At 63.6% G+C, this 15,379-nt stretch carries 16 protein-coding genes; 6 read left to right on the plus strand and 10 right to left on the minus strand.

All coding sequences use genetic code 11. From position 1 onward, the window contains the following. The first annotated feature begins 76 nt into the window (after positions 1–76). Together AO057_RS18045 and AO057_RS12345 are read left to right on the plus strand one after the other, a co-directional pair. Complete coding sequence (locus AO057_RS18045; RefSeq protein WP_168163370.1) at positions 77–247, plus strand: hypothetical protein; 171 nt, start codon at positions 77–79, stop codon at positions 245–247. Positions 248–352: 105 nt separating this feature from the next. Beyond that, positions 353–1,879, plus strand: a complete 1,527-nt coding sequence (locus AO057_RS12345) for an ABC transporter permease/substrate-binding protein (RefSeq protein WP_057676235.1) — start codon at positions 353–355, stop codon at positions 1,877–1,879. 66 nt (positions 1,880–1,945) lie between these two features. Here the strand turns inward: AO057_RS12345 and AO057_RS17840 are convergent, their stop codons facing one another. The 3 genes from AO057_RS17840 to AO057_RS12360 form a co-directional block, all read right to left on the minus strand. Beyond that, positions 1,946–2,152, minus strand: coding sequence for a hypothetical protein (locus AO057_RS17840; RefSeq protein ID WP_156404550.1), 207 nt, complete (start codon positions 2,150–2,152; stop codon positions 1,946–1,948). 224 nt (positions 2,153–2,376) lie between these two features. Further along, entirely contained in the window at positions 2,377–3,252 is an 876-nt protein-coding gene (locus tag AO057_RS12355; protein ID WP_057676237.1) for a bile acid:sodium symporter family protein, read from the minus strand. Beyond that, positions 3,249–3,776, minus strand: a complete 528-nt coding sequence (locus AO057_RS12360) for an Mpo1 family 2-hydroxy fatty acid dioxygenase (RefSeq protein ID WP_057676238.1) — start codon at positions 3,774–3,776, stop codon at positions 3,249–3,251. The genes AO057_RS12355 and AO057_RS12360 overlap by 4 nt, the downstream gene beginning before the upstream one ends. Positions 3,777–3,880: 104 nt before the next feature. On the opposite strand from AO057_RS12360, the gene AO057_RS12365 reads away from it, so the two are divergent. Further along, positions 3,881–4,585: a Crp/Fnr family transcriptional regulator gene (locus AO057_RS12365; protein WP_057676239.1), complete on the plus strand. Its 705-nt coding sequence runs from the start codon at positions 3,881–3,883 to the stop codon at positions 4,583–4,585. A gap of 44 nt (positions 4,586–4,629) precedes the next feature. Here the strand turns inward: AO057_RS12365 and AO057_RS17540 are convergent, their stop codons facing one another. From AO057_RS17540 to AO057_RS12380, 4 genes are all read right to left on the minus strand, one after another. Further along, positions 4,630–6,069 carry a TIR domain-containing protein gene (locus tag AO057_RS17540; protein ID WP_082605542.1) on the minus strand — a complete coding sequence of 480 codons (1,440 nt, stop codon included), beginning with the start codon at positions 6,067–6,069 and terminating at the stop codon, positions 4,630–4,632. Positions 6,070–6,195: 126 nt separating this feature from the next. Next, complete coding sequence (locus tag AO057_RS12370; protein WP_057676240.1) at positions 6,196–6,486, minus strand: hypothetical protein; 291 nt, start codon at positions 6,484–6,486, stop codon at positions 6,196–6,198. A 45-nt stretch (positions 6,487–6,531) separates the two neighbouring features. Next, entirely contained in the window at positions 6,532–7,719 is a 1,188-nt protein-coding gene (locus AO057_RS12375) for an aminotransferase-like domain-containing protein (RefSeq protein WP_057676241.1), read from the minus strand. 155 nt (positions 7,720–7,874) lie between these two features. Beyond that, complete coding sequence (locus tag AO057_RS12380) at positions 7,875–9,623, minus strand: alkaline phosphatase family protein (RefSeq protein WP_057676242.1); 1,749 nt, start codon at positions 9,621–9,623, stop codon at positions 7,875–7,877. Positions 9,624–9,792: 169 nt separating this feature from the next. Between AO057_RS12380 and AO057_RS12385 the strand changes: the two genes are divergently transcribed. Then, positions 9,793–10,599: an HDOD domain-containing protein gene (locus AO057_RS12385; protein WP_057676243.1), complete on the plus strand. Its 807-nt coding sequence runs from the start codon at positions 9,793–9,795 to the stop codon at positions 10,597–10,599. 20 nt (positions 10,600–10,619) lie between these two features. After that, complete coding sequence (nth, locus tag AO057_RS12390; RefSeq protein WP_057676244.1) at positions 10,620–11,258, plus strand: endonuclease III; 639 nt, start codon at positions 10,620–10,622, stop codon at positions 11,256–11,258. A 22-nt stretch (positions 11,259–11,280) separates the two neighbouring features. Here the strand turns inward: nth and AO057_RS12395 are convergent, their stop codons facing one another. Genes AO057_RS12395 through leuC form a run of 3 tightly spaced genes read right to left on the minus strand, consistent with a single transcriptional unit; the run spans position 11,281 to position 14,272 of the window. Continuing rightward, positions 11,281–12,162, minus strand: coding sequence for an alpha/beta fold hydrolase (locus AO057_RS12395; protein ID WP_057676245.1), 882 nt, complete (start codon positions 12,160–12,162; stop codon positions 11,281–11,283). 15 nt (positions 12,163–12,177) lie between these two features. Further along, entirely contained in the window at positions 12,178–12,843 is a 666-nt protein-coding gene (leuD, locus tag AO057_RS12400) for a 3-isopropylmalate dehydratase small subunit (protein ID WP_057676246.1), read from the minus strand. Position 12,844: 1 nt separating this feature from the next. Beyond that, the gene (gene leuC, locus AO057_RS12405) at positions 12,845–14,272 is read right to left on the minus strand and encodes a 3-isopropylmalate dehydratase large subunit (protein WP_057676247.1); all 1,428 of its coding nucleotides are present in this window, start codon (positions 14,270–14,272) and stop codon (positions 12,845–12,847) included. A gap of 151 nt (positions 14,273–14,423) precedes the next feature. Here leuC and AO057_RS12410 point away from each other — a divergent pair, with 151 nt between their 5' ends. Beyond that, entirely contained in the window at positions 14,424–15,347 is a 924-nt protein-coding gene (locus AO057_RS12410) for a LysR family transcriptional regulator (RefSeq protein ID WP_057676248.1), read from the plus strand. Positions 15,348–15,379: the final 32 nt, after the last annotated feature.

Here is a 15,379-nt window from a genome sequence, read left to right on the forward strand (position 1 = left end):
TGATCATAGGCTGCCGGAGCCGGCAGGCCAGATGGGCTAACATTACGGTTTTATCGTTTGTCAGAAGGAGCCCCAGATGGGCAACAAGATCGTTACCGAAGCAGACCGCAAGGCCACCCCCCGTCCGCAGCCGCTCAACGGCTATACCCTGCCCACCGGCGGCCGCGGCCAGAAGGTCAGCCTGGAGCGTGGCGTGTCCACCCGCAGCAAGAAGAACCCGGGCAAGCGTCCCTCCAAGGGCGGCTGATCCCGCGCTGGTTCACACCAGCGTCAGCCCCGAACAAAGGCCCTCATCGAGGGCCTTTTGTTTTGCCGGGGTGACAATGCACCGGTGTCCCACCCCACCCGCCGCATGATCTTTCTGCAAGCCATCACCGCCGGCCTGCTCGGGCTGGCCATGGCCCTGCCCGCCGGTGGCGAAACCCTCACGGTCGGCTCCAAGCGTTTCACCGAGGCCTACATCCTGGCCGAGATCGTCAAACAGACGGCCCAGACGACCGGCGAGGCCGAGGTGACACACCGGCAGGGCCTGGGCAACACGGCCATCCTGCTCAGTGCCCTGCAGGCCGGCAGCATCGACGTGTATCCCGAGTACACCGGCACCATCGCGCGCGAAATCCTGCGGCTGGACCACGTGCCGCCCCTGCCCGAACTCAATGCGCGGCTCGCCCCGCTCGGCCTGCGCGCCTCGGTGCCGCTGGGTTTCAACAACAGCTACGCCCTGGCCATGCGCGCCTCACAGGCCAGCGCGCTCAGGATCAGCCGCCTGTCCGACCTGAAAAACCATGCCGGGCTGCGCCTGGGCCTGTCGCAGGAATTCATCGGCCGGGCTGACGGCTGGCCGGGCCTGCAGTCGGCCTATGCTCTGCCGCAGGCCAGCCCGCGCGGCCTGGACCACGGCCTGGCCTATGAAGCCCTCGCGCAGCAGCAGGTCGACGCCATCGACATCTACACCACCGACGCCAAGATCGGCCCCTACCAGTTGCAGGTGCTGGTGGACGATGCGGGCTACTTCCCCCGCTACGACGCCGTGCTGCTGCACCGGGCCGGCCTGCCCGCGCGCCTGCCGCGGAGCTGGGCGGCCCTGGCCCGTCTGGAAGGCCGTATCGACGAGACGGCCATGCGCCAGATGAACGCCGGCGCGGAACTGCAGGGCCAAAGCTTCGAACGCGTGGCCCAGGCCTTTCTGGCGGGCGAGCTGGCCGCGCCGGCCAGGACGGCCGATGCACGCCCCGCGGCCCCGGGCTGGCTGGCCAAGCTTTTCGCCCCCGACCTGCTGCGCCTCACGCTGGAACACCTGGCCCTGGTCTTCCTCTCGCTGGGCGCGAGCATCGTGGTGGGCATCCCGCTGGGCATGCTGGCGGCGCGTCACGCGCTGGCCCGGGCCCTCATCATCAACACCACCAACGTGCTGCAGACCATCCCCTCGCTGGCCCTGCTCGCCATCCTGATCCCGCTCACCGGCAGCATCGGCCTGCTGCCGGCTTTCATCGCCCTCACCGTGTATGCCCTGCTGCCCATCGTGCGCAATACGCACGCCGGGCTCAGCCAGGTTCCCGTCGGTTTGAAACAGGCGGCCATGGCCCTGGGCCTGAGCCCCGGCGCGACCTTGCGCCTGATCGAACTGCCGCTGGCACGCACCACCATCCTGGCGGGCATCAAGACCTCGGCCGTCATCAATGTCGGCACCGCCACCATCGCGGCCTTCATCGGCGCCGGCGGTTTCGGCGAACGCATCGTCACCGGCCTGGCCCTGAACGACAACGCCACCCTGCTGGCCGGCGCCATCCCCGTGGCGCTGCTGGCCCTGTTGATCGAAGCCGCTTTCACGCTGGCCGAGCGTGGCTTCTTTCCCGAAACCTGGCGCAGGAACCGCTAAGCCAGAGTCGACCCAAAAACAAAAGGCCCTCGATGAGGGCCTTTGTTCTCAGAGTACGGAAGTGCCTCATGGCTGGGCAGACCGCTCCTGGATCAGTTCAATCTGTACCCTGACCTGATGCAGGAGTTCAATTACGTCATGCGCCAGATCGTAGAGCTCGCCATGCGATTTGTTGGCCAGTCGTCGCCCCGTCTCCTGGGCGAGATGGACCAGTTCAGCCAGCTCGATCACAGCCTCTTGCCGGTCCTGTTCGTCCGCGTCGTTCGATCCCATAAGCAGGCCCTCCTCTGATCCGGTCCTCGCGCCGCGCCAGAGATGTCACACCTGGGGCGCAAGTACAGTCTGCATCCTAGGCGCTTTATCGTGTGTCTGCCAGCGCACATTGGATGGGGCGGCTCAACAAAAAGGGACACCTCCCGGGCGCCCCTTTTTTTCAGCGTCACGGACGCCAGCCGCAAGGCCCAGGCCTTGCAGTCTCTCGCCCAACTCGTCGGCGTTCAGGCAGCAGCGGCCTGCATCTGCCGCCATCGCAGCACCAACATGCCGAACAGCGAGGCCGTGAGGTACATGCTGACCGAATAGATCGCCGCCGGCAGCGCGAGCTGGAAGTTCTGCAGCACCGACAGCGCCACGAAGATGGCCAGCGTGGAGTTGTGGATACCGATCTCGAAACTCACGGCCGTGGCCATGGGCTTGTCCAGCCCGGCCCAGCGCGAGAGGTAATAGCCCGAGAGCAGGCTCAGCAGGTTGAAGGCCAGTACCACCGGCCCCAGGCTGCTGAAGGACTGCGTCAGCGCCGTCCACTCCTTGGCAATCGCGATGACGGCAAAGGCCGCCAGCACCAGGGCACTGAAAGCCTTCATGGGCTTTTCCATGCGCGCGGCAAAGGCCGGGCGCCGGTTGCTCACCACCATGCCGATCAGCACCGGCACCAGGATCACCCCCACCACCTCGAACACCTTGCCGAACTGCAGCGGCACCACCTGGCCCGTCTGCGCAAACGTGGCGATGGCCCAGTTGGTGATGAGCGGCAGGCTCACGATGGACAGCACCGTGTTGATGGCCGTGAGCGAGATGTTCATCGCCACATTGCCGCCGAACAGGTGGCTGAAAAGGTTGGCCGACACCCCGCCCGGCGAAGCTGCCAGCAGCATCAGCCCCACGGCATACACAGGAGCCACGCCCAGGCCCACGATGAGCCCCCAGGCCACCGCGGGCAGCAGCAGCATCTGGATGCCCAGGGCCAGCAGCACGGCCCTGGGGTGCTGGCGCAGGCGCACGAAATCACCCACGCTGAGCGACAGGCCCAGGCCGAACATCACCAGGGCCAGGGCCCCCAGCAGCAGGGCGGGCAAAGCGGCAGTAAACGTCATGCCGCGGCCACCCGGCGGGCGCCGTGCGCGCCCTCACCCAGGCGGCGCTCCATCTCGGCCTGCACATCGGTGCGCAGGCGCAGGGCAAAGGCCACCTCGGCCGTCAGGAACAGCGGGCCGACCAGCAGGCCCACCAGGTCATCCACGAAGGCCGGCTTGCGGCCCTCCCAGTAATGCCCCAGGAACTGGATGGCCCAGCCCACGACAAACAGGCCGATGCCCCAGCCCAGCCACTCTGCAGTGGGCTGCGCGGCAAACCACTGGCTGGCCCACAGGCACAAGGCCAGCTGCAGCGCCATGGCCAGGCCGAAGCGCAGGTCCAGCCGCAGGTAGAACAGCGAGGACAGGACGGACACCAGCAGCGCCGGCGTGAGCGGCAGGCCGCCCACGTCCCAGGCCGGGCGCGAGAGCAGGATGGTCACGGCCAGCACGATCATGGGGATGCCCACGAAATGCGTGGCCACGTTGCGCGCGTCCTGGTGGTAGGCCGCGTACTGGGTGAGATGGTCGGTGAGTGTTTTCATGGACGACGTCTCTTTCTAATAATTGACAGACGTCAATGATCGACCTACCCTCGGCACCAGTCTGTCAGGTACCCGACACAAGCCTTCGCCCCCGTACAAACCCCATGAACGACGCGCAACACTACCTGCCCGTGCTCCAGGCCGGCCGCTGGTACGCCCAGCTACCGCCCGAGTTCGCCCAGGCCCTGCTCAAGATGGCCAAGGTGCGCCAATTGCAGACGGGCGAGGTGCTGTTCCTGCGCGACAGCCCACCCTGCGGCCTCTACGCCGTGGTGTCGGGTTCCATCCGCATCTCGGGCCAGAGCGGCCGCGGCGACGACGCACGCGAGGCCCTGCTGGTGGTGCTGCCGCCACCCCAGTGGTTCGGCGAGATCACCGTCTTCGACGGCGCCACCCGCACCCACCACGCGCATGCGGCCGAACCCAGCACCCTGCTACAGGTGCCGCAGGCCGAGCTGCTGGCCTGGCTGCACGAGCACCCGCAGCACTGGCGCGATCTGGCTGTGCTCATGGCCGACAAGCTGCGTCTGGCCTTCCTGACCATGGAGGAACAGACCGTGCTCAGCGCCCCGCTGCGCCTGGCGCGGCGCCTGGTGGGCATGGCGGAGGGTTACGGGGTACAGACGGGCCGCGGCGGCACACGGCGCGTGCTGGCCGTGACCCAGCAGGAACTGGCGCTGATGATCGGCGTGTCACGCCAGACGACCAACCAGATCCTCAAGGAGCTGGAGGCGCAGGGGATTTTGCGGGTGCAGAGAGGTGGAATCGAGATATTAGAGCTGAAGGATCTTCGATCGCTAGGTCAATAAAGTATCGCCAATACTTTCATGATGACCGACCTGCTCGCTTCGTGCTATTGAATTTGAGGCTTCTGACCAAGCGCTCTAATCTGCCTTAAGCCTTCATCACATTTTTTCACCAACAAATCTAATTCGGCTTGTTTGGCTTTCATAGCAGAAGCAAGCCTCTCAAAAGCGTACGGGGTACCTTCTGATTTTGTAGATTGCTCAAGATAAATAATGCTTTCGGTTGGCAAATCTTTAGTAGATAGGAGGTTCCCAATGTTAGAAAGTATCCACTGCACATTGCCACCAAGTGCTACCCCTTGTCGATAGGCGAAGAGTGCTCGATCGTATAGCCTCAATGCATAACATGCATTTCCGAAATAACCCCAATAGTCAGAGTTCTTCGGAAAATCACGAGTTAGCTTCTCTAGCAGAAAGCTAGATATCTCATTTTTTTCCATAGCTAGGGCCAAACGAGAGAATCGATAGCGAATACTCTCATTTACCGAATCTTCTATATATGCTTTGTGAATTGCCACAAATGCGGCATCCTTTTTCCCTTGTTCCTCCAGAATTTCAGAAAGTTTCACGGCCACATCTGAACTTTCATAGTTTTCAGATTGGTCTAAAGCTCTCTCTGCTAATGAAGGCTCGCCCACTTTCATATAACAATCAGCTAACGCGATTCGAATTTCTGGTTTCTTTTGAACAATTTCATCCGCCTCGTATATGAGCTGAATTGCAGTATCAGCATGCCCCTCTGCGAGGAGGAGAATGGCGGACATTTCAATTAGGTCAACGTTACTTTTTTGATCGCGACAAAATGCACTTATCGCAGCAAGTGCATCTGACTTACCCATCTTCAAGTTATTGAAATGAAGCCAGAGTTCTGTCTTTAGACGATCAACCCCAGATTGCTTCTGCAGCTTCAGCTCAAGCAGTTGCTGAGCCTCTGCATGATTTCCTGACAGGAATGCTTCAAACCATTTCCCATCTGCATCGGGCTTAGAAACATCCTCAGCAACACTCGGCGTAGCTAATCGACCAGGAGTCACTCCGATTTTTTTGATCTGGTTACGAATTTGATTGCAAACAGGACCAGTCGCGGCTTGGAGATTCGTATCGCTTCGAGACCCTTCATACTTTCCAGGTGTTATCCCAAGCAAGTCGGTCGGCAGATGCAAGTCTGTAATGTTATCGGGGATCAGAAAAAAAGCTCTATCCCGCCCAAGCTTTCCAAGAAAGAGACCCAGCTCAAAAAGAACGTTGTCTCGCACAACTGGAGTTGATGCTTTCCGAATGGTTGCGATGTCGTCAGGCGTAAAAATGAAAATCCCAAAATCACTTGTATTCAAAATATCGATAAGCGAGTCTACGGCTCCTGCCGTAAGCTGAAAAACTCCTTGACTCCAAACCGTGATTTCAGCGTCATACAACAGGTTTTGCTGTACCGCATACGCAATATTTAAGCCCTCTACGGAGGATCCAATAAATGCTCGAGGCTTCATATAGTTCCCCTAATTAATTCAACGCAAAAGCAACTCTTTTATGTCGCGCAAGGTTGCTAATAAACTCAAGGGCTACGCCTAAAAACTCTCAACTATCTTTTGCGTCTTGCTCTACTAGTGCAAAGTTTAGCCCCAGCGAGGATATGTCAGAGTTGCAGAAAAAAAGGCGCACCCCGCATTAGAGCTACGCCTTTTCTTCAGCATGTCTTGCCAACAACCGGTGTGGATGTTGCGATACCAGTCACTGTTGAGGCGCTCGGTCTTGAGGGGCACCACCATATTGCGTGTAGCCTCTACCACCGAGTCCAGGCGCGAGATGCTGACCACGATGGTGATGAGTGCCAGCAGCAGCAGCACCAACGAAAACCCAGGGCCCAGCCGCTTGGCGACCGAGAGGTTCGAAATAAAGGTTGGCATGGACGGTTCTGTAAAAGCAAGTGGGCCTGCAGGATAAAGATGGGACTAGACAGCTGAGCCGAGGCGCCCCACGCCTTCGACGATCTTGTCCTCCCCTACCGTCGCAAAACTCAGGCGCAGGGTCGAGGCATCGGGGTTGGTCGCATAAAACGGCGCGCCCGGCACAAAGGCCACACCCTTCTCGATCGCACGTTTGGCCAGTTCACCCGCATCCTTGAGCTTGCCGTTCGCACCCGTGAGCCGGGCCCAGAAGAACAGGCCGCCGCCGGGCTGGGTGAACTCGATGGCGTCGCCCAGTTCCTTCTTCAAACATTCGCCCATGGTCCTGGCGCGGCCGGCGTAGACCTCACGCACATGGGCCAGGGTGGCGGGCATACGGCCGGCCTTGAGGTATTGGGCGGCGGTGGCCTGGGCAAAGGTGCTGGTGTGGGCGTCGCTGAACTGCTTGCACATCGTCGCTTTCGCCAGCAGCTCGGGCGGGGCGATCATCCAGCCCACGCGCAGGCCGGGGGACAGCACTTTGCTGAGTGAACCGCAGTGCACCAGCCAGTCGCGACTGCCGGGCACCTGGGCCGTGAGGGCCATGAGGCTCGCAGGCGGGGCCTTGCCGAAATAGAGGTCGCCATAGGGATCGTCCTCGATCACCACGGTTTTCGTCTTCACGGCCAGCTCCAGGATGCGCTTGCGGCGCTCCAGGCTCAGGGTGGCGCCGCTGGGGTTGCCGAAGGTGGGGATGAGGTAGACGAAGCGCGGCTGGTGCTCGGCGATCAGCTGTTCCAGCTTATCGACCTGCACGCCGTCGGCATCGATGGGCGCGCCGATGACCTGGGCGCCGTAGAGGCGGAAGCACTGGATGGTGGCGAGGAAGGTGGGCGCCTCGACGATGACCTTGGCGCCGGGGTCCACCAGGGTCTTGCCGATCAGGTCCAACGCCTGCTGGCTGCCGGTGGTGACGATCAGCCCGTCTGCGGCGACCTGCACGCCCTTGGCTTGCATGAAGGCGGCCAGCTGTTCGCGCAGGGGGTTGTAGCCTTCAGTGGCGCCGTACTGCAGGGCGGCGCCGGGTTCTTCGCTCAGCGCTTTCTGCGAGGCATCACGGATGCCGTCCACGTCGAACATGGCGCTGTCGGGGAAACCACCGGCAAAGGAGATGATGCCGGGCTTGCCCAGCAGCTTGAAGAGTTCGCGGATGGCGGAGGTTTCGACGTTGTTGAGGCGGTCGGCGAATTGCATGGGGTTCTCGGGGGTAAGAAACGACTCCCCCGATTCTCCGTCAAACCGCCCCGCCCTCGCCGGCTATCCGTTCGCCCTGAGCTCAGTCGAAGGGCTGCAGGGCTTCGACAGGCTCAGCCCGAACGGAATTTGGGCTCAACGCGAGCGGAAATCCCCTACTTCGTCGGCAGCGGCAGCGGCTTGCCTTCGGAGGTGGCGGGCGGCGCCACGCCCAGCCAGTTGGCCGCGGTGGGGGCGATGTCCACCACCTCCACGCGCTCGTCCACGCGGCCGGGTTTCACCCAGCGCGGACCCCAGGCCAGGATGGGCACGTTGGTGTCGTACGGGTACGGCGAGCCATGCGTGGCGATGCTGGTGCTGGACTGGAACATCCAGTAGGGCTTGAGGACGTACTGCACGTCGCCCGACACGTCGACGTGCCAGGCCCGCTGCATGGCGCCGAAGAAGGGGCCGTCGATGCGGCTGCCCGCGGCCAGTTCGCGCCGGGTGTAGGCGGCGGCGATGCCGGGCTCTTCCATCAGCAGGGCGCGCGCTTCCTCGGCCACTTCGTCCGGGTCCACGCGCTGCTGGGTGATGAGCTGCTTGTTGAGCAGCAGGGCCGAGCCCGAAAAGCTCACCCACTTGCCGGCGCCGAACTCTTCTTCCAGCCCGCTGTTGACACGCGTGAGCAGCTGGTTGCCGACGATGCGGCCTGAGCGCAGGCCCTGCTGGGCGGTGAACTCGGGCGCGGGCATGAAACCGTGGTCGGCGGTGAGCGTGGCGATGTAGTTGTCGCGGCCCACGGTGGCGTCCAGGTGCTTGAAGAAATCCTGCAGCATGCGGTCGAGCTGCAGCAGGTGGTCGTGCGAGAAACGCGACTCGGCACTGAAGCGGTGGTTGATGTAGTCGTGCGCCGAGAGGCTGATGGCCAGGATGTCGGGCACGTTGTCCTTGCCCAGGCCCTCGCCGGCGATGGCGGCGCGCGCGAAGTCCAGGGTGAGCTGGTCGGCATAGGGGCTGCGCAGCAGCTGGCTGTAATAGGCCGGGCCCGGGGCTTCGTCGCTCGGTGCGCCCATCAGCATGGGCAGCGCGGCGGCCTTCTGGCCGTACCAGGGCTGGCGGTCGGGCAGCGAACGGGCGTAGGCCTCGTCGGGCAGCAGGGCTTTCCACTCCTTCTTGAACCAGCGGTCGGCCGGCTTGGCGGCGTTGAAGGAGGTGACCCAGGCCGGGTGCTGCGGCATGTAGAAGGTGCTGCTGGCGAACTGGCCGGTCTGCGTCATGTACATGTAGGCGGTGCCGGTCTTGCCCGCGGGCAGGATGGCGCCGCGGTCCTTGCCCGAGATGCCGATGACCTTGGCGCGCGGGTCGGTGCGCCTGAGCACGTCGCCCACCGTTTCCACCTTGAGGTTCTTGGGGCTGGTGCCGTCCAGCGGCTGGGTCTTGTGGCCGATGTAGGTGGCGCCGGTGTCGCCGGTGCAGTACTCGGGCGCGCCGGTGATGGCGTCGCGCCATTCGTTGGCGATGATGCCGTGGCGGTGCGGGTAGGTGCCGCTGAGCACGGTGGCGTGGCCGGCGCCGGTGACGGTGAAGGCGTGGCCATAGTGCGCGTCGGCGTACCAGGCGCCGCGCTCCAGGAAACGGGCCAGCCCATCCGGGGCCAGCTGGTCGCGGTAGGCCAGCATCTGGCGTTGCGGCAGGCCGTCCACCACCAGGAAGACCAGCAGGCGCGGGCGGTTCGTGGCCGTGGCCGGCGGCGCCACCGGCAGGGCCGCCGGCGCGGCCACGGCGGGCACGGGCGCGGACGCCGCAGGTGCAGCAGCAAGGGGCGGATCGGAGGGGGCAACGCTCTGGCAAGCGGCCAGCACGGCCGCCAGCCCGCCGGCGAGGCACAGGCGCAAGGCGCGCGAGAGGACACGTGGCTTCATGGTCGGGCGTGAGGGTGGACAGCAGGGAGAAGGATCATCCCATGAAATTTGCGGACCGTGCCGGGTGGGCGCATGGACCTGATGGACAATGCTGTAACGGGAGATTTCCGCCCTTGCCGCGCGCCTGCGCTACCGCCACACTGGCGGGACTGTCACACGAGGATGTTTCATGTCCGACCTTTCTGCCTTTTTCCAGTCCGTCAAGCTGCCGGTGATGCCGGAAGTGGCGCACGCCCTCATCCGCACCCTGCACGACGAAGACGTGTCCATCACCCAGGTGCGCGACCTGGTCGCCAAGGACCCGGTGCTCACCGCCAAGCTGCTGCGCACGGCCAACAGCGCGGCCATGGGCATGCGCCGCGAGGTGGGCACGCTGGACGCGGCCATCTCCATGGTGGGCCTGTCGCAGGTGCGCACGCTGGCGCTGACGGCCTGCATGAACGTGGCCTTTCCCGTGGTGCCCGGCCTGGACCGCACCGAGTTCTGGCGCAACAGCATGGCCTGCGCCGGCTACGCGCAGTGGCTGGCCGGCGGCATCGGCCTGGACGCCCAGCAGGCCTGGCTGAGCGGCATGATGCTGCGCCTGGGCGAGCTGCTGATCGTGCAGGCCAAACCCGACAGCCTGGCCGTGCTGGAGCGCCAGCCGCAGATCCCCGGCGACCGCTGGGCACGCGAACAGCAGCTGCTGGGTTTCACCGAGGCCCAGGTCACGGCCGAGCTGGCGCACCGCTGGCACTTCCCGGCCGACATCGTGCGCGGGCTCAACACCGCCTCGGCCCCGCTGGCCTCGCAGCCCTTCTCTCAACTGGGTGGCGTGGTGCACCTGGCCAGCCGCCTGGCCGACATGGCCTTCAGTGACCCGGAGATCGTGGACGCGCTGCCGCAGGAGGTGGTGTCTGCCCTGGACCTGAACCTGGACTGGATGCGCAGCAAGCTGCCGTCACGCGACAGCTTCTTCGACATCTCCACGCTCTGAACGCCCCCTCCCGCTGAGACATGACGCCAGCCGCCATTCGCTCGTTTTTCGCCACCCTCCAGGCCGCCAACCCCCAACCCGTCACCGAGCTCGAATACACCTCGGTCTTCGAACTGCTGGCCGCCGTGCTGCTCTCGGCCCAGGCCACCGACGTGGGCGTGAACAAGGCCACGCGCAAGCTCTTCCCCGTCGCCCACACGCCGCAGCAGATCCTGGACCTGGGGCTCGAAGGGCTGGAGGGCTACATCAAGACCATCGGCCTGTACCGCAGCAAGGCGAAACACCTGATGGAGACCTGCCGCATCCTGGTGGAACGCCACGGCGGCCAGGTGCCGCGCAGCCGCGATGCGCTGGAGGCCCTGCCAGGCGTGGGCCGCAAGACGGCCAACGTGGTGCTGAATTCCGCCTTCGGCGAGCCGACCATGGCGGTCGACACGCACATCTTCCGCGTGGGCAACCGCACCGGCCTGGCGCCGGGCAAGAACCCGTACGAGGTGGAGATGCAGCTCTTGAAGCGCGTACCGCCCGAGTATCTGGTGGACGCGCACCACTGGCTGATCCTGCACGGGCGTTATGTGTGCCAGGCGCGCAAGCCGCAGTGCTGGGTGTGCAGCGTGTCGGCGTATTGCGACTTCAAGCCCAAGACGCCTGCGCCTTGAGTGACTACGCCGGCCTGGACCGCTAGGCTGAGCGAAAGAACTGCAAGAACTCTTGCAGCACCTCGTCCGGGGCTTCTTCCGGCAGGTAGTGGCCGCATGACAAGGCGCGTCCCTGCACAAGACCGTTCATGGACTTTTCCCGCCACGTCTCCAGGACGTCGTAGGTGTTCCCTACAACGCCCTGTTTTCCCCAGAGAACGAGCAAGGGAGACTGAATCCTGCGCTCGCTGTCGGCGGCATCGTGCGCCAGGTCGATGGTTGCAGCAGCCCGGTAGTCTTCGCAGACCGCATGCAAGGTTTCTTCCGTGTAGCAACGACGGTACTCTGCATAGGCCTGCGCCGTGATGGCACCGGGTGTCTTGTTCTGCTTGTCGATGTGGTGACGCAGGTAGAACTCAAGATTGGCGCCTATCAATTTTTCCGGCAGCGGGGCCGCCTGGGCCAGGAAAAACCACCAGACGTAACGCATCGCAAATTCCATATTGGCAGATGCGTACATGGTCGCCGTCGGCGCAATGTCCAGGACGGCGGCCCGCTCCACAGCATCCGGATGATCCAGCAGCATGCGGTGGACGACGCGTCCACCCCGGTCATGCCCTGCAACCTGAAAGCGGGGAAAGCCCAGGTGGCGCATGACCTCCACCTGGTCTTGCGCCATCAGGCGCTTGGAGTAGCCGATGTGGTTTTCACCACCGTCCGGCTTGCCGGAGTCGCCGTAGCCCCGCAAGTCCGTCAACACGACCGTGAAATGTTGCGCCAGGGCCGGCGCAACCTTGTGCCAGCAAGCCCTGGTCTGGGGATGGCCATGCAGCAGCAGCAGGGCCGGACCTTGACCGCCCACCAGGGTGTCGATGGTGGTGCCAGCGGTAGCAATCGCTGAGTGTCGAAATCCGGGGAACAGCATGGCGGTCTATGCCGATCAGTTGGCCGGCCCGTCGCCCACCGGGATTTGACGTTTCATGCGAGCGGCGACGTCCTGGGTCCAGGGCTGCTGCTTCCAATGGGCCTGGGCAAACGCCATGATCTCGTTCATGTAGCTCAGGGACATGCCGACGACGTCCACGCCCTTGAGGAACATCTCCTGGTGACGCCTGGAGATTTCGAATTTCATGGCGGGCAGGCCTGCACAACGCACCTCCAGGTTTTCCACGTCGATGGAGATCTCCGGCGCATCGGCGCGTTCGCAGAGTGCCATGAGCTGCTCGACCTGCTCGACGGGCAGCGCAACCAGCAGCAGTTGATTGCCCATGGCGTTGGAATAGAAGATCTCGGCGAAGCTGGGGGCGATGATGGCCTTGAAGCCGTAGTCCAGCAGGCCCCAGACCGCGTGCTCGCGGCTGGAGCCGCAGCCGAAGTTGGAACCGCCCAGCAGCAACTTCGATTTTGCGTATTGGGGGCGATTGAGCACGAAATCCGGCTTGATCGCGCCCTGGGTGTCAAAGCGCAGGTCGTAAAGCAGTCCTTCGGCCAGGCCGGACTTGTCGATCCTGCGCAGGAACTGCTTGGGCATGATCTGGTCCGTGTCGAGGTTGTCGATGCGGATGGCAGCCGCTTTGCCCTGGATGGCCTTGATGGTGCTGGACATGTCAGTTCCCCAGTTTGCGGACGTCGGTGATCTTGCCGGTGACGGCGGCGGCGGCGGCCATGGCCGGACTCATGAGATGGGTGATCGCACCGCGCCCCTGACGACCTTCAAAGTTCCGGTTGGTGGTCGAGGCGCAGCGGGTGCCCTCGCTCAGTACGTCGTCGTTCATGGCCAGACACATGGAGCAGCCGGGCTTGCGCCACTCGAAGCCGGCCGTGATGAAGACCTGGTCCAGCCCTTCCCGCTCGGCCTGCTGCTTCACCGCGCCTGAGCCGGGCACCACCATGGCGCGCACCCCGGTCGCGACCTTGCGGCCCGCGACGACTTTGGCGGCGTTGCGCAGATCCTCGATCCGGGCGTTGGTGCAGGAGCCGATGAAAACGTGCTGGATGGGTGTGCCTGCTATCGGCTGCCCCCCCTGGAGCCTGGTGTAGGCCAGCGCCTGTTCGGTGCTGCGTTTTTGCTCAGCCAGGACCTGCGTGGCGCTGGGAACCTTGCCCGAGATGGAGACGACCTGGTCCGGGCTGGTGCCCCAGGTGACATAAGGCTCGACGTGGGTGGCATCGAAGCGGTGCTCGGCTTCGAACCGCGCGCCCTCGTCGCTCCTGAGCAGCTTCCATTGTTCGAGGGCGTCCGTGCGGTAGGGGCCTCTGATGTCGGGGCACTTTTCCAGCACGTAATCGATGGCGGTCTGGTCCGGCGCGATCAGGGCGCCGCGCGCGCCCGCCTCGACCGCCATATTGCACAAGGTGAAGCGCGCTTCGACCGACAGCGCCTCCACGGCACTGCCGCAGAACTCGACGACATAACCGCGCGCACCCTGGGCACCGATGGTCCCGATGATCATCAGGATCAGGTCCTTGCTGGTGGTGCCTGCTGGCAGTTGGCCGTCGATGCGGATGCGCATGTTTTTAGCGAGGCGATAGACCAGGGTCTGCGTCGCCAGCACATGCTCCACTTCTGAGGTGCCGATGCCGAAGCCCAGCGCGCCCAGGGCGCCATAGGTGGTGGTGTGGCTGTCGCCGCAGATCACGACCATGCCCGGGCGGATCATTCCATGCTCGGGGGCGACGACGTGTTCGATCCCCTGCATGGCGTCGTTGGTATCGAACAGGGGAATGCCGTGTTTTGCGCAGTTCCGTGCCAGGTTGCTGGCCTGCAAGGCCGAGGCCTGGTCATCGATCACACGGATTTTCACGGGATGCGTGGGAATGATGTGGCTGACCACGGACACGTTCTGTCCAGGCATCAGCGTCTTGACGTTTCGTGCGTCCAGCCCGGCGAAGGCCTGCGGGCTGGTGTACTCGTTCATCAGGTGCAGATCGCAGAACAGCAGGACGTTCTGCTCATCGAGCACCCGCACCGTGTGGGATTCCACCAGCTTCTGGTAGAGCGTTCTGGCGGCACCCTGCTTCGATGGCGTGTTCATTCTGCGGTGATTCCATGTTCTTGGGTCAACCCGGCCCACAGCTGCAATCCATTTTTCATGAGCGTCTCTTGGTGAAAGTGCCTCATGCTAACCATGAACAACAAAGAAACAATTCAAATAAAATTCATTCTTTAGTGTTCTAAAAACAATAATGGACACCTACTCAGACATCAGACTGTTCGCGCTGATCGTCAAGCTCGGGAACATGGCGGCAACGGCTCAGGAACTGGGCGTCACCCCGCCGGTCATCAGCCGCCGCCTGGCGCTGCTGGAGAAACGGCTCGGTGTGCGGCTGCTGAATCGCACCACCCGCAAGATCAGCCTGACCCCGGAAGGCGAAACCTACCTGATGGAGGGCGTACGCATTCAGGAAGAGATGGATGCGCTGGAGGGGCGCATCGCAGGCGGGAGCCTGCAGCCCCAAGGAACCGTCAGGATCGCGGCGACCTTCGGCTTCGGCCGAACGCATGTGACGCCAGCGCTCTCCAGCTTTGTGCGCGAGTTCCCGCAGATCGACATTCAACTTCATCTGAGCGACAAGTCCGTCCATCTCGTGGAGCAGGGCTTCGACCTGATGATCCGGTTTGGCGAACTTGCCGACAGCCGGCTGACGGCAAGACTGCTGGCCAGGAACCGCCGCATCCTGTGCGCGGCACCGGCTTACCTTGCCGCCATGGGCGTGCCGACGCATCCGAGGGACCTGGGGCGCCACAACTGCATCTTCATCCGCGAGGCCGATGAAACCTTCGGGACCTGGCATTTCAGCAATGGCGCCGAGTCGGAGACGATCAAGGTCCGCTCCAACCTCAGCACGAACGACGGCAACTCGGCCTTGACGTGGGCTCTGGATGGGCAAGGCATCCTGATCCGGTCGCAGTGGGACGTGGCCAGGCATCTGCAAACCGGGGAGCTGGTCCCCCTGCTGCCGGATTGGGCCCCGCCCCCGGCGGACATCTACCTGGTCTTCCAGACCAGCAAGCAGATGCCGGCCAAGGTGCGTGTCCTGGTGGACTGGCTGCTCAAGCACTTCGAGTCCAGGCGGGCGGCCAGCAAGGGAACTTCCAGCAATTGGTAGCGCGCGCTGCATGGCCAGCGGGCTACGATGCC

Source organism: Curvibacter sp. PAE-UM (assembly GCF_001432305.1).
Classification (GTDB): domain Bacteria; phylum Pseudomonadota; class Gammaproteobacteria; order Burkholderiales; family Burkholderiaceae_C; genus Hylemonella.